Below are 20,318 nucleotides of genomic sequence, written 5' to 3'. Positions count from 1 at the left end.
AGTGAGTATGCACACGAGTATTCACAGCGAGCCACCGGATTCACCCGGCATTCCCGCACGCAATGGTTTTAACGGTTTCCTTCGCGCTCTCCCCGGTGACCGGGCTTTGTTGTCACCGTCGCTCCGCAGATCGCTCCACGAAACTTGACGCCAGCGTCGGGGCGTCAGGACCACACGACTTCGCCGTCCGCTTGGGTGCCGTTCGTCAGCGACACCGCCACGTCCACCGCATCCCGCACCCAACGTCCGTGACGACCGCGAAGCGCCCCTCATGTGGGACGGGATGACGAATCAATAAAACTGTTTCTACCAAACGGCGAAACGAAATATTTTTGCGAACAGGGCTGGACAGGAAATCACTGGGCTCGCTCACTGATTTGCCCGTCGGGTCAATTCGAGGCAGGGCGACGTCAGAGGTATATGAATGATTTTCGCCGCGTTACTCCGTGTGCTTGTGCTGACGACGGCTTTTGCCGCGGGGTTGACGCCGGCCACCTGCCTTGGCGAAACCAGCAATCCGTTGCCGGGCAAGGCAACAAGGGAGCTGCCGGCCGAGTTACTTCTGCTGCTTCAACAAAAGAAGATGCCAAAATACTCACCCATCGTCGTGCGCATTTTCAAGGAAGAGGCGGAGCTTGAAGTCTGGAAACAGGACACCACCGGCCGGTTCCAGATCCTCAAGACCTATCCGATCTGCCGGTGGTCGGGCGATCTTGGGCCGAAGTTCTGGGAGGGCGACCGGCAGGCTCCGGAGGGATTCTATTCCATTACACCCGGGTTGATGAATCCCAACTCCAACTACTATCTCGCGATCAATACCGGCTTTCCCAACAGCTTCGACAAAGCGAACAACCGCGCCGGCAGCCTGCTCATGATCCACGGCGATTGCTGGTCGAGTGGTTGCTATGCCATGACCGACGAACAGATCAGCGAAATCTATGCGCTGGCGCGCAACGCATTCCTCGGCGGCGCGCCGTCATTCCAGGTCCAGGCCTATCCGTTCCGCTTGACGCCGGCTAATCTGGCGCGACATCGAAATAGTCCGAACCTGGCATTCTGGGAAATGCTCAAGATCGGCAACGATCACTTCGAGACGACGCATCTCGAACCCAAGGTGAATGTGTGCAATCGCCTCTACGTATTCGATGCGCAAGCTCCCCCCAATTCGCCGAATCCTCTTGTGTTCAATCCCACCGGCAAATGCCCGCCCTTCATCGTGAATCCGAAAATAGCGCGGGAGGCGCAGGAGAAGAGACGCGCCGACGAGATCGAATACGCGCAATTGCTTAACGACAACGTGCCGGCCGCGCCCATCTACAGCGGACTGGACGGTGGAATGAACAAGGTATTCCTGGCGCAATTTCCGGGCAGAATAATGCTTTCGAAAGTGATGCCGTATGCATCGTACCTGCCGCAACTGCCACCGATCCCCTGGGTCGACAACGATGGATCGTTGACGAATAAATGGTTTGGCACCTTGTTAGCCAAGCCGATGGTGTGTGATCCGGCTCGTGTCAGCTTCTTATCGAGCGTCCTGGCAGGACACGCGTGCTAAATTATTTGGTGTTCTTCGCAGGTGAAAAGACTATCGACGGCCGTCCGCTTGAGTGCCGTTCGTCAGCGACGCCGCCACGTCCACCGCATCCCGCACCCAACGTCCGTGACGACCGCGAAGCGCCCCTCATGTGGGACGGGACGGCGAATCAATAAATCTGTTTCTACCAATCGGCGAAGCGAAATATTTTTGCGAACAGGGCTGGACAGAAAATCACTGGGCTCGCTCACTGCAATGGGTCCTATCCGGTGAAACCCAGGCATTGGGAGGCGGCCATGAGGATGAAAAACACCGCGGCGCCCACGGCAGCTCTTGCTCTCGGACTCTTCTTCACGCCGCTGGTTTCCATTGCCATCGATGCGATGATCAGCACGGTCGCGTCGCTCGTCTCGCCCGCCATCGGCAATATCAGCTTCATGTCCCCCGCCATGGGGCAAGCGGGCGCACCCACGAAAAAGCAATCGGATGCACTCAATGCGTACAGCAAGGCGGTAAGCGATTTTGAGTCGGTCCTGGGCCAGCGGCGCGCGCAGATCAATTCGAAGCAGCCGCTGCCGAACTTGCCGGGACAGGCACTCTATCTTGCACGCATCGGCATGATGAGCGCCTACAAAGACCTCACCGATGCTCTTCCCTCCAGAATTGGGCGGCCCAATAAATTCGGAATTCCTCCGGCATATTTCGATGCCGACAAAGAGCCGCTGCTCGACGAGTACAGGGCTCTCTTCGATATCCTGGAGGCGCCACCCGCCAATGCGCAGAAATCAGATACGCCGTTCAAGGACGTTGTCGATCTGGCAACTGTCATTGCGCGAGCCAAGGGACTTGATACGACGAATGCCGAAGCGGCAGGCCGCATCAGCCTGGGGCTGTTCTTTGCCGAGACGAATGGCAATCAGAACGTGGGGAATGGACGCTCGAACAGATACAAGGGAAGTTTTCAAACCGGCCCATCGGAAGATCACAACGGCCGAGCCAAGTGGGCAGCGATAAAAGCCTCGATAGCGGCCATTGATCCGGCATTGAGCCTGCGCGACGACAAGGAAGAGGCGCGGGTTGGCAATCTGGATCATCGGTTCAACCACTGGACCGCCGTGCGCGACGCCCTCATGAACGAACACGTAGATCTTTTCCCGCAAGTAGCAGGGATCGTGAAAACACTGCCAGACCCGATTGATCAAATGAAGCTGTTTGAGCTCATCCAGATCATTCCCAATCCGACCAAGTCCGCGCTCAAGTCAGGCAACCTCGTCAGCTATCGAATTTCCGAGCCGACGATCATGGGATATCTGCGAAACAACAGCATCTTCGCCTTTGGACGGGCTGATAGGGCAAAAACATCTGCAACCATCCGCGAAATTCTCGATGCGATGTGGCTGTTCAATTCCAAATTTGAACGAGCGCTTTCCAAGTTCGACGAGATCAAGGCCGGCAAAAGGGCTGAAGTCAGCAGATAATCTCACGCTCCGGAACAGCTTTTGATGACTCCGTCTAGGTCCAGCGCGTGATATATTTCCGGCAACTCATGGCTTGGACTCGCTGATAATGTCGCCTTATGCCGCCATGGCTTGATGAGGTGCGAACGGAAAATCATTCGGGGAAAGCAGGGATTGGTGTCGTCAGGCAGAAAATTCGCCAAGGCAGGATTTGCGGCAGGCTTTGCCGTTCGGCGCCGCCGCTGCACCATCATCGCCGCGATGGCCGTTTCGGTATTTCTGCCGATCGAGGTCAGTGAGGCCGGCTGGCTGTCGGATCTCTTGCAAAACTCACCAAAGCACGGCAAATCGCCAACCCACGTCACCTCGCGAAAGCCAGCCACCCTGGCAAAGCGTGCCGCTTCGCCAAAACCCCGCACCGCAAAGCTTGCCGCGCCGGGGCCAGCCAAACCGGTCGCAACGAAATGCGATCCCTCGAAATTCCGGCTCGTTCTGGATGTGGGACATACCGCCGCCTCAGAAGGCGCGACCAGCGCCCGCAACGTCGCCGAGTTCGTCTTCAATCTGCGGCTTGCGCAGCGGATCGAGGAGACATTGAAGGCCGATGGCTTTCCCGAGACCAGGCTGCTCGTGACCGAGGGCAAGGCCAGGCCCAGCCTCGTCAAGCGCGTCGCCGCGGCCAACGAACTGCACGCGGATATCTTCCTGTCGATCCACCACGACTCCGTGCCCAACTCATTGCTCGAGAATTGGGAATTCGAGGGCAAGAAGAGCCATTTCAGCGACCGCTTCAGCGGCTATTCCGTCTTTGTCTCCCGCAACAATCCGGACTTCAAGACGAGCCTCGCGTTCGCCGAACTGGTGGCTAAGGAAATGAAGGCCCAGGGCCTGCAATATGCCCAGCAATATACCCAGGCCATCATGGGTCGGTACCAGCACCCGCTGCTGAACAAGGAAACCGGTGTCTATAGCTACGATCAACTCATCGTGCTGAGATCGACCCGGATGCCTGCCGTCCTGCTGGAGGCGGGCTCGATCATCAACCGGGACGAAGAACTCAGGATGGATTCGCCTGAACGCCAGGGCATCATCAGCAATGCTGTTGCGAGGGCCGTAAGGGAATTCTGCGATACCCAACCGGTTCTCGGTCCGCCCTGATGGCGCGGTGACGTAGTTCGTATCCCCTTCGGATTTCAGCATTGATGCCCGCGACTTTTATTCAGAGGAGGCCTGTGGCGCGGAGGTGGCGGGTGGAACGACTTAGCGCGCTCAGCCGGGCTGGCCTGGTCTTGACCATCATGACGCTGCCGGCTCCGGCTTTGGCAGGCTCCGCGTTGCCCAAGGGGTTCGTTCATTTGCGCGATATAGATCCCACGATCGTTCAAGACATTCGCTATGCGGGATCTCATAATTTTGTAGGCCGACCGATAAGGGGCTACCTCGCCGCCGAGTGTATCCTCGGCGCATCGGCTGCAAATGCCCTTGAAACCGTGCAGAGAATGTTGACCGAGGAAAAGCTCTCGCTCATCGTCTGGGATTGCTATCGGCCGAAGCGGGCTGTCGAGGATTTTTTGCAGTGGAGCAGAGACCCAACTCACTCCGAAATGAAGGCCGAATTCTATCCACGCACCGATAAGGAAAAGCTGTTCGCTCTTGGATATCTCGCAAAACGATCGGCTCATTCGCGGGGCAGCACGGTGGATTTGGGAATAGTCCCGGCCGCCTCTTCATTCGCGCCGACGCCGAACTCCTTGCAGCCCCTCAAGGCATGCACGTCTCCAAAAGGCGAGAGATTCGAAGATGGAACGATCGATCTTGGCACGGGCTACGACTGTCTGGACGTGCTTGCACATACATCAAACCCTCTTGTAGGTGGGACAGCACTGCACAACCGTCAAATACTGAAATCCTACATGGAAGGAGCGGGCTTTCGTTCCTATGCCAGGGAGTGGTGGCACTTCGAACTTATCAATGAGCCATTTAATCGTGACGGGTTTGACTTTGAGGTCTCGACCCCACCATCATCAAACGATAGGTCAACACGCTAACACCAAATCAGTCGCGTCGTTCGAGGCCGGCCGGCCGTATCCAATGCATCTGGCGCATCATTACCGAAGCCATGAATTTGGCTGAGGTTTTTTACGACACTGTTGAAGTAAGCTCGCTGTTCGTTTATTCGTTTGAGGATCGCGTAACTTGGGGCATGTTCCTACGCCATCTTGAAGCGCGCAAACAGCCAGACCTTTACCTGGTCCATGATCAGCGCCAGCACGATGGCGGCGGCCAGGATGCCTGCGGCGATCGAGGGTGCGAGTGGCGCCATCAGGATGCCGCCAAGCGCCAGCGTGCCGATGATCGCAATATTCAGAACACTCGACACAACGACGAGCGTGCTCGGACGCGACGACCACAGGCGCCTGCGCTCGCGGACCACATAGAACACAGCCTGGCCGTTGAAGGCGAGCGTGACCAGCGTCATGGTGCGCAGCGTATCGATGTCGAGATGCAGCACCAGCGAGCAAAAGCTCAACAGGCCTGCGCAGAAGGCGAGATCGAACAGTCCCAGGACGATGCCGACGATGGTGAGGGTATCGATCCGCCAGGAGTTCGGCCGCGAGGAGGGGCGGACGTTGTCGGTGGTCGAGGACATCGCCAGAAAATCGCCGGTGATCATCGAAATCACCATCAGCATCGGTGTCAGGATCGCGTGCTTGGTCAGTATCAGGCCGAAACCGAGAAACAGCACCTGGCGTGATTTGTGAACGATCGATCGCAGCGCATAGGTCAGGATGCGCTGGAAGGTGATGCGGCCCTCGCGCACCGACGCGACGATCCCGGCGAGCCCGGGCTCGGTCAGCACAATGCCCGCGGCCGACTTGGCGACGTCGGTGGCGGTCGACACCGCGATGCCGATCTGGGCCTGGCGCAACGCCGGCGCGTCATTGGCCCCGTCGCCGCACATGCCGACGGTGTGACCGGCATTCTGAAACGCCTTGACCAGACGAAACTTGTCTTCGGGGAGCACGCCTGCGAACACCGAAAAATCGTCGGGTCCGACCCGATCGGGAATCTGGCCCGGCAGACAGACGGCGCCGGGAAGCCCGACCGCGTCGGCGACGAAGGCGGCCGTCGTGGCGGCATCGCCGGTTACCATGACGGTGTGAACACCTAGCGTGCGCAACTGGTCAATCAGAGGTTTTGAATCGCTGCGCGGCGGATCGCTCAGCGCCACGATTCCGGCGACACGCATGGCGCCCTCCGTTCCGATCGCGACGCCCAGCACCCGATGACCGCGTTTTTCCAGTTCGTGTGCCGCGAGCTCCGCTTCCGGCGAAGCCTGCGAAAGCCCGTGCACCACCGCAAAGGCGCCTTTGACGATGCGAAGCGTCTTGCCATCATGATCGCGCGTAGTGGCTTCCGACATTTTGGTCGCGGGATCGAACGGCACGAATCTCGTGACCTTGGGAAGGTCGATGCCGGTTTTGCGCAAGGCCGCGGCAGCACGGACCGCGGCGTCGACAGGGTCCTGGCCTCCGTCGGCACTGGCCAGCGCGGCCAGCGCCAGCACCCGCGCTTCATCGAAGCCGGGCATGGCGTGAATGGCGGCGACGGCGAGTTCGTTGCGGGTCAAGGTGCCGGTCTTGTCCATGCACAGCACATCCAGGCTGGCGGCTTCGTCGACCGCCGAAAGCCTCGTCGGAAGCACGCCGGCTCGTGTCAGCGCCCGGGCACCGATCGCGGTTGCGAGTGTAAAGGTCGCCGGCAACGCCACGGGCACCGAGGCGAGCACGGATATCAGCACCAGCGGAATGGCCTCGGACAGCGGCATGCCGATTTCATAGGCGTAGACCATCAGCAGCAAGGTGACCGCGCCATTGAAGCCGGCCAGATTGCGCACCACCCGAAACACCGCTTTCTGCTGGGTGCTGACGACATAGGCGGTGCGAACCAGTTCCGCGGTGCGTCCGAATTTGGTGCGCACGCCGGTGGCACGCACTTGCGCGACCGCTTCGCCGCGCCGGACCAGCGCGCCGGCATAGGTCTCGGTGCCCGGTCCGGCTTCGACCGGCAGCGACTCGCCGGTGAGCATGGACTGGTCGAGCAGGATCGAGCCCTCGCGTATGCGCACATCGGCGGCGACCACGGTGCCGAGTGAGAGCTTGACGATGTCCGCGGGCACCAGTTCGGCGGCAGGGACAATCTTCCAGGCGCCGTCACGCAGAACTGAGGCGTTCAGCGCCAGCCGCGATTTCAGCGCCGCGATGGTCGACTGGGCCCGGGTCTCATGAAAGAAGCCGATCGCGGTATTGAATATGAGAAGGACCCCGATGATCGATCCCTCGATGTATTCGCCGAGCGCCAGTTGCAGCACGATCGCGATCTCGAGCAGGATCGACACCGGCGCCAGAAATTTGCCCAGCACCAGCCGCAACGGGTGAATGGCGACATCGGGGGTCGCATTCGGGCCGACCTGGCCGAGAATGCGCTGCGCGTCGGCGCCGCTAAGTCCTTTGATCGGGTTTTCCATGGGGCTTCGCGGGGCGCGGGCTGTCGGTTCGGGCAGGAATGTCATGTTTCCGTCTAGAGCCTGCTACGCCGGTGCTATTGATATCGCTCAATACCCGCCCGCACGGGCGGTGCCAACGTCAAAAACAGAAGATGAATGAGTTGGCGGAGAAGAAACTTGCAGCAGCTAGTAGAAAATGTTGGCGACAAACCGCCGACCAGCGATCCGGCAGGCGATGGCGCCGTGCTCAAGCATGAAAATCCGGCTCCGGTTGCAGATAAAGGCAACTTGCCGGCGACGGTACCGCCCGCGCGTCCCCGGAACGTACGGCGGCTGCGATTCTCGATCGGGCTTGTTGCCGTTCTTTTAGGCGCCGGAGGCGCCGGCTTCTACTGGTGGAAGCACTCCCAGGCGCAGCTGCCTGCCGGCATCAGCTATGGCAACGGCCGGCTTGAGGCCGACGAGATCGATATCGACACCAAATTTCCGGGCCGGATCGTGGAACTGAACGCCGACATCGGCGACATGGTCAGCGCCGGGCAGGTGGTTGCCCGGATGGATACCAGGGATATTCAGCAATCGCTCGAGAAAGCGCAGGCACAGGTCAAGCAGGCGCAGCGCGCGATCGAGGAAGCCAATGCCAATCTGGAGCAGCAGCGGACCCAGCAAACATTAGCGGCGCAGGAACTGGAGCGGACCCAGACGCTGCTTAAAGGAGGCTATGCGACCAAGGAACTGTTTGATCAGCGGACGCAAAGCATGCAAGCCGCCAATGCGGGATTGAACGCCGCGACACAGCGGGTCGCCGAAGCCGAGCGGGCGCTCGAAGCATCCGAGCACGATGTCGGTCTCTACAAGGTCAACATCAAGGACAACGATCTGGTGGCGCCGCGCGACGGACGCATTCAATATCGCGTAGCCAATATCGGCGAGGTGCTTGCCGCAGGCGGCAAGGTGTTCACGATGCTGGACATCTCGTATGTCTATATGGACATTTACCTGCCGGCGCCGGAAGCCGGCAGGATCAAGGTCGGCACCGAAGGCCGGATCCTGCTCGACGCCTACCCGAACGCGCCGATTCCGGCAAAGGTCTCCTTCCTGGCGAGCCAGGCGCAATTCACCCCGAAGACGGTGGAAACCCAGGACGAGCGCGACAAGCTGATGTTCCGTATCCGGGTGCGGATCGATCCCGATCGATCGCGCGATCACGCAGCCTCGGTGCGCAGCGGATTGCCCGGGGTTGCCTATCTTCGCGCTGACCCGGCGGTGGCCTGGCCCAAAAACCTGCAAGGCGCGCCATGAACGCGGCGGATCAATCCGTCGCCGCCTCCGTCGCCGTCCTGGAGAACCTCACGCAAACCTACGGCAAGGTCACGGCACTGGACGGCGTCACCATCAGCATTCCGGCCGATTGCATGGTCGGGCTGATCGGTCCCGACGGGGTGGGAAAATCCACGCTGCTCGCCATCATCGCCGGCGCCCGGCAAAACCAGTCCGGCAGCGCCATGGTGCTCGGCGGCGACATCTCCGACGCGCGGCACCGCGCGGCGGTCTGCCCGCGCATCGCCTACATGCCGCAGGGGCTCGGCAAGAATCTCTATCCGGACCTCAGCGTGCGCGAAAACGTCGAGTTCTTCGGCCGCCTGTTCGGGCAATCCCGCGCCGAACGCCAATGGCGCATCGCGGAGCTGCTGGACTCTACCGGGCTGGCGCCGTTCGTGGACCGGCCGGCCAAGAAGTTGTCGGGCGGCATGCGGCAAAAGCTCGGCCTGTGCTGCGCGCTGATTCACGATCCGGATCTGCTGATTCTCGATGAGCCGACCACCGGCGTCGATCCGTTGTCGCGCCGCCAGTTCTGGGAACTGATCGACCGCATCCGTTCGCGCCGCTCCGGCATGAGCGTGATCGTCGCCACCGCCTATATGGAGGAAGCCGAACGCTTCGACTGGCTGGCGGCGATGAACGCCGGAAAAGTGCTGGCGACCGGATCCCCGGCCGAGCTCAAGGCGAGCACGGGCGCCGCCACCATCGAGGACGCTTTCATTGCGCTGTTGCCGGAGCAGCAGCGCGGCGGTCATCAGGCGCTGCAGATCCCGCCGCGCCAAATTTTTGACGGCGAGCCGATCATCACCGCGCACGACCTGACCTGCCGGTTCGGCGATTTCACCGCCGTCGACCGGGTCAACTTCACCATCGAGCGCGGCGAGATTTTCGGCTTTCTCGGCTCCAACGGCTGCGGCAAGACCACCACCATGAAGATGCTGACCGGGCTGTTGCCGCCCACCGCCGGCGAGGCCCTGCTGTTCGGAAAACCTCTCGATGCCAGCGACATGGGTTCGCGCTACCGCGTCGGCTACATGTCGCAGTCGTTCTCGCTCTATACCGAGCTCACGGTGCGGCAGAACCTCGACCTGCATGCGCGGATTTTTCATATCCCGGCGCAGAAGGCGGCGGCGCGCATCGCCGCGCTGATCGGACAATTCGGCCTGCAGGATTATCTCGATCAGCGCACCCAGGATCTGCCGCTGGGGATCCGCCAGCGGCTCTCGCTGGCGGTCGCCATCGTCCACGAGCCCGAAATCCTGATCCTGGACGAGCCGACCTCAGGCGTCGATCCGCTGGCGCGGGACCGCTTCTGGGAAGCGCTGATCGATCTGTCGCGCAACCAGGGTGTGACGATTTTCGTCTCGACCCATTTCATGAACGAGGCCGAACGCTGCGACCGCATCGCGCTGATGGATTCCGGCCGCGTGCTGGCCACCGGGACCCCGGCGGAACTGGTCAAGGCCCGTGGCGTCGCTACCCTCGAAGACGCCTTCATCAGTTATCTGCAGCAGGCCACCGGCGCCGTCACCCTCCAGCAACGCGCCGAATCCGGCGCCCGCGTTCATCCGGCACCCGCGCGCACGCAGCAACGCTCCTTTAGCCTGCAGCGCCTCTTGGCCTATACCATCCGCGAGACCCTGGAACTGCTGCGCGACCCGATCCGGCTCGGCTTCAGCCTGCTCGGCACCACGCTGTTGATGCTGGTGTTCGGATTCGGGGTTTCCACCGACGTCAACAATTTGTCGTTCGCGGTGCTGGACCGCGATCAAACTCCGGAGAGCCGCGCCTATCTCGAAGAACTCAGGGGCTCGAGCTATTTCACCGAGAAGGCGCCGCTCGGCAACGATGCCGAGCTCAACACCCGGCTCAAGAGCGGAGACATTTCGGCCGCGATCGAAATCCCGCCCAGCTTCGGCAGCGATCTCAAGCGCGGGCGGCCGGTCTGGGTCAGCGCCCTGGTCGACGGCGCGATGCCGTTCCGGGCGGAAACCATCCGCGGCTATCTGCAGAGCATGCATCAATTGTACCTGGCGGATCCGGCGGTGAAGACCACGCAGCCCTCGGCGTCGCCGCCCGCCGATATCGAGGTCAGATTCAAGTACAATCAGGATTTCGACAGTATCTACGCCATGGTGCCGGCCAACATGTCGCTGCTGCTGGCGCTGTTTCCCGCGATCCTGATGGCGCTCGCGATCGTGCGGGAGAAGGAACTCGGCTCCATCACCAACCTGTATGTGACACCGGTGAGCCGGCTCGAATTCCTGCTCGGCAAGCAGCTGCCCTACATCGCGGTGGCGATGACCAATTTCACCCTGATGCTGCTGCTGGCGCTGTTCGTCTTCAAAATTCCCCTCAAGGGCAGCTTTCCGACCCTGCTTGTGGGCGTGCTGATCTATGTCACCACCATGACCGGCTACGGCATGCTGATTTCGGCTTTCACCAAGACCCAGATCGCCGCGTTGTTCGGCACCGCGATCCTGACGGTGCTGCCGGCGACGCAATTTGCCGGCATGATGACGCCGGTATCCTCGCTGGCCGGCGGCGCCCAGATTATCGGCCGCGGCTTTCCGATGACCTATTACGTGCCGATCAGCGTCGGCACCTTCACCAAGGGGTTGGGCTTTGCCGACCTCAGCGGGGATTTGCTGGCGCTCGCGATCTTTGTCCCGATCATGACGCTGCTGAGCGTTTTCTTGCTGCGCAAACAGGAACGCTAGGCGCGCCATGATCAAAAAAGCGGCTAATATCTACTGGCTGGGGGTCAAGGAACTGCGCAGTTTCTCGCATGATTTCGTGCTGCTGGGTCTGGTGGTCTATGCGTTTTCGCTGGCGATCATCCTGCAGGCGGGCAGCAACTCGCAGGAACTGCACAATGCCTCGATCGCCATCGTCGACGAGGACCATTCGGAGCTTTCGCGCCGCATTGCCCACGCGTTCTTTCCGCCGCTGTACCAGTATCCGCAGCTGATCGCCGAGCGCGATATCATTCCGCTTATGAACAAGGGACGCTACACCTTCGTGATCGATATCCCGCCGGATTTCGAGCGCTATGTGCTGGCCGGACAGCAGCCCGGGCTGCAAATCAACGTCGACGCCACCGCCATGGTGCAGGCCGGACTCGGCTCCGGCTATGCCCAGCAGATCGTCACCACCGAGATCGCCGATTTCCTCTCCCATGCCGAGGGGGTGAAGCTGTCGACGGTCAATCTCGATGTGCGCATTGTCTTCAACCCCAATTTGACCACCGCATGGTTCACCAGCGTGATGGCGATCATCAACAACATCACCATGCTGGCCATCATTCTCGCCGGCGCGGCCGTGGTGCGCGAGCGCGAGCACGGGACCATGGATCATCTGCTGGTGATGCCGCTGACGCCGTTCGAGATCGCGATGTCCAAGGTGTGGGCCAACGGCTTGGTGATCGCGGTGGCGGTGGCGCTCAGCCTCTATCTGGTGCTGCGCCTGATGCTGGGGATTCCGGTGGCCGGCTCGATTCCCCTGTTCATGGTCGGCGTCGTGATCTACCTGTTCTTCGCCACCGCGATCGGAATTTTCCTGGGCACGGTTGCGCGCTCGATGCCGCAGCTCGGCCTATTATTTATGCTGGTCTTTCTGCCGATGAATATGCTCTCGGGCGGCAATACGCCACTCGAGAGCATGCCGCTCTGGCTTGCCAAGACGATGCAAATATCGCCGTCGACACACTTCGTCGCCTTCGCGCAGGCAATCCTTTATCGTGGCGCCGGACTGGACGTGGTGTGGCCGCAATTCCTGGCGGTTGCCGCGATCGGGGCCCTGTTCTTTGGCCTTGCCATCCTGCGCTTTCGCTCGGTCGTCGCACAGGCCGACTAGTGAATGCGTGCTAGCAGACGCGGCGCGCGCGAATGCCAGGCTGTACGCCTTCCGGCGTGCCTGGCGATCGCGGCTGGTTTCGTTGTCCGGTGTGCTCTGGTTGGGATCAGGTCTACCCGGATGACTACTTGGATGATTTCTTGGCATCCCGTGCCATCTCCAGGCACGTCAGCAATTCAACGTAGCTGGGGGTGCCGTCCATGCTGGTTTCCCGGATGCAGACGGCTTTGTCCTGGGGACCAAATTGAATCCATTGCGGCTGAAGCTGATCGCGTGCGCTGGCTTCATCCGCGGCGCATCTGTCCAGGACGGCCTTGGAGCCGCCTTCGGACCGGCACTCCCGCGCGATATCAAATTTGGGAACGCTGTCCGCGATCTCCGTGAAGGGGAGTGAAGCCAGCATGACGATCGGCAAGTGTGTCAACATTTTATTCTCCGGGCAGGGGCGTCATCGTGTGCGGATAATCTCCCAGAGGAACCCGGCTGGCATATTGATCGGTATCAAGCACGGCGGCGGGCTGACAAGGCTGCCCGCGGGGGCGCGCTTGATCGAGCGCAAGGCAACCTGCGGTCCGAAGTGACAGTTTCAATGGCCTGTTTCCCCCACAGGGCAAGGAGCGATAGATGGAGGTTCGGCTCGAGCACAGCCACACCAAGGAGGCGATCCGGACGCGCCTCGCGCAAGACCCCGGCATCAGCTATCTGCGTGACTGGATCTATGGGGGGATAGACGGCGTCGTGACCACTTTTGCGGTGGTCGCAAGCGTGGTCGGCGCCGATCTGTCGTCAAGGGTCGTGCTTGTGCTTGGGCTTGCGAACCTGGTCGCCGACGGGTTCGCGATGGCGGCGGGCAATTACAGCGGCACCCAGGCCGAGCGGGACGATTATAACCGCCTGCTGGCGGTCGAGCGCAAGCACATCGCCGTCGTTCCGGATGGCGAGCGGGAGGAGATCCGGCAGATCTTCGGGGGCAAGGGCTTCTCGGGCGCCAGCCTGGAGACCATCGTCGATGTCATCACCGCCGACGAATCCCGCTGGGCCAAGACGATGGTGACGGAAGAATACGGTCTTGCTCCGACCCCAAAGTCTCCCGCACTGGCGGCGCTCTGCACGTTCGCTGCGTTCGCATTATGCGGCCTGGTACCGCTGGTGACGTATCTCGGGGCAGGCGGGCTGGTACCCTGTGTCGTCGCCACGGCGGTGGTCTTCTTCGCGATCGGAGCCATCAAGAGCCGCTGGTCTCTGACCCAATGGTGGCGGTCGGGATTGGGAACACTCGGCATCGGCATGGTCGCCGCCGCGCTGGCGTTCTGGGTCGGCTTTGGCTTGCGGACGCTGTTCCAGCTTTCCGCGGCGTGAAGGGTGACCGGCGCGCGTATCCGCGCATGACGCGCCGCGAGATTTTTGATTCTTCAGCTATGCGCGCGCGGCGATGTCCTCGCCATAGGGCCACTTCCAGTCCCGAATTTGCGGCATGTCCTCGCCGTGCTGGCGGACATAGCGGGTATGCTCGATCAATGCGTCACGGAATTGCTGTTTGATGTGAGCGGCGGCGACGCCGAGACCGGGCACCCGCTCGATCACCTCGATCGCGAGATGAAACCGGTCGAGCTCGTTCAGCACGACCATGTCGAATGGCGTCGTGGTCGTGCCCTCTTCCTCGAAACCGCGCACATGCATGCCGCTGTGATTGGTTCGATTATAGGTCAGCCGATGGATCAAATAGGGATAGCCGTGATAGGCGAAGATCACCGGTCTGTCGCAGGTGAACAGGTCGTCGAAATCGCGGTCGCTGATACCGTGCGGATGCTGTTCCTTCGGCTGCAGCGTCATCAGGTCGACGACGTTGACGACGCGAATCCTTAAGTTGGGTAGAGCCTTTCGTAAGAGATCGACCGCGGCCAAGGTTTCCAGCGTCGGCACGTCACCGGCACAGGCCATCACAACGTCAGGCTCGAGGCCTTCGGTTTCAGTACCGGCCCAAGGCCAGATCCCGATGCCGGCGTCGCAATGGGTCGCGGCCTGTGGCATGGTCAGCCATTGCGGGGAGGGCTGTTTGCCGGCAACGATCACGTTGATGCGGTCATAGGTCCGCAGGCAATGGTCGGTAATCCAGAGCAGCGTATTGGCATCCGGCGGAAAATAGACCCGAACGATATCGGCCTTCTTGTTGACCACGAGATCGACGAAGCCGGGATCCTGATGGCTGAAGCCGTTGTGGTCCTGCCGCCAGACATGCGACGACAGGAGATAGTTGAGGGAAGCGATCGGGCGTCGCCACGGCAGGCCACGCGAAACCTTCAGCCATTTGGCATGCTGGTTGAACATCGAATCCACGATGTGGATAAAGGCCTCATAGCAGTTGAACAGGCCGTGCCGCCCGGTGAGCAGGTAGCCTTCGAGCCAGCCCTGGCAGAGATGCTCGCTCAGGACCTCCATCACGCGGCCGTCCTGGGCCAGATGGACGTCGTAGGGCTCGATGCGCTCCATCCACGCCCGTTCGGTGACCTCGAACACCGCATCGAGGCGGTTCGACGCGGTTTCGTCCGGTCCCATGATGCGGAAATTTCGCGCCTCGGCGTTCAGCGATACGACCTCGCGCAGGAACTGCCCCATGACACGCGTTGCCTCGGCTTCGACGCTGCCGGGACCCGGCACTTTCACCGCATAGGCGTGGAAGTCCGGCAATTTGAGCTCGCGTTTCAACAAGCCGCCATTGGCGTGCGGATTGGCGCCCATGCGGCGGCTGGCGGACGGCGCCAGCGCCTGTAGTTCGTCGCGCAACCGGCCGCTCGCGTCGAAAAGCGTTTCCGGCCGATAGCTTCGCATCCACCGCTCCAGCAGTTGCAGATGGTTCGGATTGCCGCGGGGGTTGGCGATCGGCACCTGATGGGCGCGCCAGAAGCCTTCGACCTTCAGGCCGTCGACTTCCTTGGGACCGGTCCAGCCTTTGGGACTGCGCAGCACGATCATCGGCCATTTCGGGCGCGGGCTCGCCGCGCGTCCGTCCCGCGCCGCCTTCTGGATCGCATGGATGCGGTCGAAGGCGGTGTCCAGGGTTGCGGCCATCAGGCGGTGCATTGTAGCGGGATCATCGCCCTCGACAAACAGCGGCTCGTGGCCGTAGCCGAGAAACAGATTTCTGACCTCGTCATCGCTCATCCGGCCGATCACCGTCGGATTGGCAATCTTGTAGCCGTTGAGGTGCAGGATCGGCAGCACGGCCCCGTCATGCGCCGGATTCAGGAACTTGTTGGAATGCCAGGAAGCGGCGAGCGGACCGGTTTCGGCCTCGCCGTCGCCGACCACGCAGGCGCAGATCAGATCCGGATTATCGAATGCGGCGCCATAGGCATGCACCAGCGCGTAGCCGAGCTCGCCGCCCTCATTGATGGAACCCGGTGTTTCCGGGGCGGCATGGCTTGGAATCCCGCCGGGAAACGAAAACTGGCGAAACAGTTTGCGCAGGCCTTCGGCATCGCGGCCGATATCGGGATAGATCTCGCTGTAGCTGCCCTCCAGATAGGTATTTGCCACCATGCCCGGTCCGCCATGTCCGGGACCGCAGACGTAAATGACGTTGAGGTCGCGCGCGCGGATCGCGCGATTGAGATGGGCATAAACGAAATTCAGGCCGGGTGTGGTGCCCCAGTGTCCAAGCAGTCGCGGCTTGATATGCTCAGGGCGCAGCGGCTCGCGCAGCAAGGGATTGTCGAGCAGATAGATCTGGCCCACCGAAAGATAGTTCGCGGCGCGCCAGTAACGGTCAAGCAGGTCGAAATCGCCGGTCATCCCCTGGCTATCGTTTGCGACTGTCGTTTGCATGCTGACGCCTCCAGGAATGGACCCATAAGAATGGACCCATGAACAAACACAGCTGAGGTCCAATCGATCCATCGTGTCGTGAAATCAAAGTCGGGATCGCGAACGTGCGGGAATCGCACCACCAACCAACTCACGAACTTTATTGGTGCCTTAACCGGCTGACGGATTGATCTGTCTCAAGCAGCCAGTTTCTTAGGCATGGATGTCCTCCGTGTGACCGATTTCAGCGCCGGATTTGAGCGAGCGCAAAGCCGCTCCCCCCGTTGGGGTACTAAATACGGTTCGAGGCTCAGGGAAGCCCGGTCGACAGCGGCTCAATCCATTCGGGAACGGTTAAGAAATGAGGCCAGATCTTGCGGTTTGCTACGGACAGGAAAGGTTGCCGAGATATACGAGCTATCCCACCGCCCCGCATTTCTCGGCGGCGATCGGCCCGGAAACCTACGCCGAATGGCTGAAGGCAATTCCGCAACACGCCAGCACGTCGCTTTATCTGCACGTTCCGTTCTGCCGGTCGATGTGCTGGTATTGCGGCTGCCATACCTCGGTCGTTCGCCGCGACGAGCCGGTCGCGTTATACGCTTCGGCCCTGCGTTGCGAAATCGAGCAGGTGTCGGGGCAAATCGGGCGGCGCATCCAGGTTGACCATATCCACTTTGGCGGCGGCACGCCGACGATCATGGCGCCCGAGACCTTCACGGATCTGATGGGCTCGATCAGGCATTCGTTCTTCGTGCCTCCCTCCGCCGACATTGCCGTCGAAATCGACCCGCGCACGCTCACGGACCAGATGGTCGACGCGCTGGCCCATGGTGGCGTCAACCGGGTCAGTCTCGGTGTGCAGAGCTGCGATCCGGTGGTCCAGCGCGCCATCCATCGGGTACAAAGTTTCGAGGAAACCGCCGCCGCGACCGAAAATCTCCGGCGAGCCGGCATCCGCGGCGTCAATTTCGATCTGATCTACGGGCTGCCGCATCAGACGGTCGACTCATGCCTCGATACGGTTCGCCGCTGCACCGGGCTTCGCCCCGATCGCTTCTCGGTGTTCGGCTACGCGCATGTCCCGACCTTCAAGAAGCATCAGCGCAGGATAAACGAGGCATGGCTACCCGACAGCCTCGAACGCCATCAACAATCCTATGCGATGACGAATGCGCTGAAGCAAGCCGGATATCTGCAGATCGGACTGGACCACTTCGCACTTCCCGACGATGACATGGCCGCGGCGCTGCGCAGCGGGACGCTGCACCGGAACTTCCAGGGCTATACCACCGATGCCAGCAATATCCTGCTGGGCTTCGGCGCCAGCGCCATCGGACGCCTGCCGCACGGCTACGTGCAGAACGAAGTCGGTATGCGCGCTTACCTGGAAGCGGTTGCCGGCGGCAAACTGGCGACCATCAAAGGCTACGCATTGACCGACGATGACCGGCTGCGCGCCGACATCATCGAACGCGTGATGTGCGACTTCGGCGTCGACCTCGACCAAATCTGTACGCGACACGGATCGGCGCCGGAAACGATGCTGAAATCGTCGCCCCGCCTGAAAAAACTGATTTCCGATGGCGTGGTCCAGCTCGACGGCAGCTCGATCAATCTGGCAAAAGACTCGCGGTTTCTGGTTCGCAGCCTGGCTGCCGCCTTCGACGCTCACCTCGACGGATCGAAGCAGCTCCATAGCCGGGCGGTTTAGGCGAACCGGGCGAGGCCGGCCCGCGATCGAGGGCCGGTCCCCGTTGCTAGGATGTGGTGGAAGTGTCTGCCCGTAGTCGTGCGATGATGCCGGCGCCAATCTGCATGGTTGCGCCGATTGCCCAGCTGCAGCCGATCAGGAACGTACCGGTCGCGCTGCCCGCCTCGTCCAGAATGATGGCGGAGACGGATACCACCGCCGCCGTGGCGGCCAGGAAAGTGCCGGCCGCGCTGAGCAACTCCACCGCATCCGCTCTGGAGGCCAGCATGCGCCGTAGCGGCAGCTCAACCGGGTGAGGGGGTGGCGGAGGCAGATCGATTCCGAGATAGAAGCCCGCCGCCCCGTAGACCATCATGGCCAGGATCGCGCCCCCCGAACCGAGCAGGTCGATATTGGTCCTTGCCACCTGGGCTGCGACGAACAACCCGCACGACCCGCCAGCCAGAGCGAGCCCGCTCCGTTCAAAGACGTGCGCCCACCTGCTGACGGTGGAGCGGGTGTTCCAAGGGTCGGTACGCATGATCATTTCAATATCCCCGTCAAGGCATTGCGCCTATCGATGCCCGGCCGCGGAGCGGACGACGCCAATCTTGAAATGCCGCTTCGCATAAGCAACGATCTCGCCATCGGTGGGATGATCAGCAGGTTCAACCGCAACAATTCGACCGCCGACCGTCGGGTTCTGCTCGCGAATATATTTGGCGAGCTCGGTTTTCGCGCCGGACGGTCCAAGGATCAGGATTTCGCCGGCGTCGCTGACGGCATCCAGAATCTGGCGTAGATACTCCGCGCTCTCGTGAACATGACCGCTCGCGATCGAATTGGCCTTGTGATGAATGTGGCGGGTCGGCATCTGGGGGTGCAGGGTGATCTCGTCCGTGCCGGAGAGACCGAGGTGGAATATCCGGGCCTGCAGATGGTCGAGCCAGACGATCGCATGGAAGTGGTGTTGCATCATGTTGTTCCGTTCATTGGCGAGCAAACAGTTCTTGTAGGCTACCCCGCCGCGATATTCCGCGCTTGATACAGGTCAAATCCGGAAAGGGGAGCGAAGCGTCGCTTCAGGTTTGATCTGCCTCAACACTTCGATCCGGGCCTTGCTCCAAACGATCATGAAACGTCGTCGGTAAATCGGGACAAGTCTGAAGACCAATGAAGGAAAATCGGGAAATCCCTGCACCCGCCCATCCCGACAAGCGCCGCGAAGCGTTGCCCTGGCAGTGCCCAAAGGCAAACGAGGAAGACGCTCAGGCGTTCCAGCGCGTGCAGGCGATACTGGACAGTCCCAGCTACCGCCGCGCCGACGCCGACATTGATTTTCTCGCCGAGGATGACCTGCGCGGCGTACGCCTGCAGATCGATTACCTCAAGCCGGAATTGCTGCTGCGCGAGCATGACATCAGGCAAACGATCGTGGTTTTCGGCAGCACGCGGATCTGTGAGCCCGCGGCTGCGCTTCGCAAGGTACAGGCGCTGCGAAAGTTATTATCCGCAGATGCGGATAATAACGACCTCAAACGGAAGCTCGGCGTTGCCGAGCGAATTCTCGCCAAGAGCCATTATTATGAGGTTGCCCGCGAGTTCGGGCGTCTGGTTGGAGCAAATCCCAGGGCCCATGAGCATCGCACTTCCATCGTCACCGGCGGTGGGCCCGGAATGATGGAGGCGGCCAACCGCGGAACATTCGACGTCGGAGCCAAATCCGTCGGACTGAACATCAGCCTGCCGCATGAGCAATATCCGAATCCCTACGTCACCCCCGAACTCTGCTTCAGCTTTCATTATTTCGCCCTGCGCAAGCTCCATTTCCTGATGCGGGCCAAGGCGCTGGTCGCATTCCCGGGCGGTTACGGCACGCTGGACGAATTGTTCGAGGTGCTGACGCTGATACAGACCCGCAAGATCAAGCCGATTCCGGTCGTGCTGGTGGGCGAAGCCTATTGGCGCCGCGCCGTCGACATCGATTTTCTGGTCGATGAAGGCGTCATCGATGCGGAGGATCGGGAATTGTTCTGGTTTGCCGAGACCGCCGAGGAAATCTGGAGCGACATCTTGCGCTGGTACGAAGCGAGCGGGGAGCCCCTGCAACGGGCGCCGTGACAGCCGCCGGCAATATGCTGCTGC

General features: G+C 61.1%; 15 protein-coding genes. 10 read left to right on the top strand and 5 right to left on the bottom strand.

From position 1 onward, the window contains the following. The first annotated feature begins 424 nt into the window (after window positions 1-424). From ABR948_RS06870 to ABR948_RS06855, 4 genes are all read left to right on the top strand, one after another. Window positions 425-1,555, top strand: a complete 1,131-nt coding sequence (locus tag ABR948_RS06870) for a L,D-transpeptidase family protein (protein ID WP_428114976.1) — start codon at window positions 425-427, stop codon at window positions 1,553-1,555. Window positions 1,556-1,971: 416 nt separating this feature from the next. Further along, window positions 1,972-3,012, top strand: coding sequence for a hypothetical protein (locus tag ABR948_RS06865; protein WP_428114986.1), 1,041 nt, complete (start codon window positions 1,972-1,974; stop codon window positions 3,010-3,012). 156 nt (window positions 3,013-3,168) lie between these two features. Further along, a complete protein-coding gene (locus ABR948_RS06860) occupies window positions 3,169-4,149 on the top strand; it encodes an N-acetylmuramoyl-L-alanine amidase family protein (protein WP_428114974.1) in 981 nt (326 codons plus the stop codon). Between the two features lie 140 nt (window positions 4,150-4,289). Continuing rightward, window positions 4,290-5,039, top strand: a complete 750-nt coding sequence (locus ABR948_RS06855; RefSeq protein ID WP_428114983.1) for a M15 family metallopeptidase — start codon at window positions 4,290-4,292, stop codon at window positions 5,037-5,039. Window positions 5,040-5,200: 161 nt separating this feature from the next. Here the strand turns inward: ABR948_RS06855 and ABR948_RS06850 are convergent, their stop codons facing one another. Beyond that, window positions 5,201-7,519, bottom strand: a complete 2,319-nt coding sequence (locus ABR948_RS06850) for an HAD-IC family P-type ATPase (protein WP_428114972.1) — start codon at window positions 7,517-7,519, stop codon at window positions 5,201-5,203. Between the two features lie 156 nt (window positions 7,520-7,675). Here ABR948_RS06850 and ABR948_RS06845 point away from each other — a divergent pair, with 156 nt between their 5' ends. Genes ABR948_RS06845 through ABR948_RS06835 form a run of 3 tightly spaced genes read left to right on the top strand, consistent with a single transcriptional unit; the run spans window position 7,676 to window position 12,676 of the window. Beyond that, window positions 7,676-8,800, top strand: a complete 1,125-nt coding sequence (locus ABR948_RS06845; RefSeq protein WP_428114970.1) for an HlyD family secretion protein — start codon at window positions 7,676-7,678, stop codon at window positions 8,798-8,800. Beyond that, a complete protein-coding gene (gene rbbA, locus ABR948_RS06840) occupies window positions 8,797-11,541 on the top strand; it encodes a ribosome-associated ATPase/putative transporter RbbA (protein WP_428114967.1) in 2,745 nt (914 codons plus the stop codon). The genes ABR948_RS06845 and rbbA overlap by 4 nt, the downstream gene beginning before the upstream one ends. 7 nt (window positions 11,542-11,548) lie before the next feature. Beyond that, a complete protein-coding gene (locus ABR948_RS06835) occupies window positions 11,549-12,676 on the top strand; it encodes an ABC transporter permease (RefSeq protein WP_428114965.1) in 1,128 nt (375 codons plus the stop codon). 124 nt (window positions 12,677-12,800) lie between these two features. Here the strand turns inward: ABR948_RS06835 and ABR948_RS06830 are convergent, their stop codons facing one another. Next, window positions 12,801-13,091, bottom strand: a complete 291-nt coding sequence (locus ABR948_RS06830) for a hypothetical protein (protein ID WP_428114963.1) — start codon at window positions 13,089-13,091, stop codon at window positions 12,801-12,803. Between the two features lie 209 nt (window positions 13,092-13,300). Here ABR948_RS06830 and ABR948_RS06825 point away from each other — a divergent pair, with 209 nt between their 5' ends. Continuing rightward, window positions 13,301-14,035, top strand: coding sequence for a VIT1/CCC1 transporter family protein (locus ABR948_RS06825; protein WP_428114960.1), 735 nt, complete (start codon window positions 13,301-13,303; stop codon window positions 14,033-14,035). 57 nt (window positions 14,036-14,092) lie between these two features. On the opposite strand, the gene ABR948_RS06820 is transcribed toward ABR948_RS06825, so the two are convergent. Next, the gene (locus ABR948_RS06820) at window positions 14,093-16,501 is read right to left on the bottom strand and encodes a phosphoketolase family protein (RefSeq protein ID WP_428114958.1); all 2,409 of its coding nucleotides are present in this window, start codon (window positions 16,499-16,501) and stop codon (window positions 14,093-14,095) included. Between the two features lie 340 nt (window positions 16,502-16,841). Here ABR948_RS06820 and hemN point away from each other — a divergent pair, with 340 nt between their 5' ends. Continuing rightward, on the top strand, window positions 16,842-18,194 hold the full coding sequence (gene hemN, locus ABR948_RS06815) for an oxygen-independent coproporphyrinogen III oxidase (protein ID WP_428114956.1): 1,353 nt from the start codon (window positions 16,842-16,844) through the stop codon (window positions 18,192-18,194). Between the two features lie 46 nt (window positions 18,195-18,240). On the opposite strand, the gene ABR948_RS06810 is transcribed toward hemN, so the two are convergent. Continuing rightward, window positions 18,241-18,720, bottom strand: coding sequence for a hypothetical protein (locus ABR948_RS06810; RefSeq protein ID WP_428114953.1), 480 nt, complete (start codon window positions 18,718-18,720; stop codon window positions 18,241-18,243). A gap of 27 nt (window positions 18,721-18,747) precedes the next feature. Beyond that, on the bottom strand, window positions 18,748-19,149 hold the full coding sequence (locus ABR948_RS06805; protein WP_428114951.1) for a translational machinery protein: 402 nt from the start codon (window positions 19,147-19,149) through the stop codon (window positions 18,748-18,750). A gap of 197 nt (window positions 19,150-19,346) precedes the next feature. Here ABR948_RS06805 and ABR948_RS06800 point away from each other — a divergent pair, with 197 nt between their 5' ends. Then, window positions 19,347-20,294, top strand: coding sequence for an LOG family protein (locus ABR948_RS06800; protein ID WP_428114949.1), 948 nt, complete (start codon window positions 19,347-19,349; stop codon window positions 20,292-20,294). Window positions 20,295-20,318: the final 24 nt, after the last annotated feature.

The organism is Bradyrhizobium sp., assembly GCF_050014615.1.
Lineage (GTDB): Bacteria > Pseudomonadota > Alphaproteobacteria > Rhizobiales > Xanthobacteraceae > Bradyrhizobium.
Note: the sequence above shows the minus strand (reverse complement) of the source record. Positions and strands in the feature narration are given on the sequence as shown.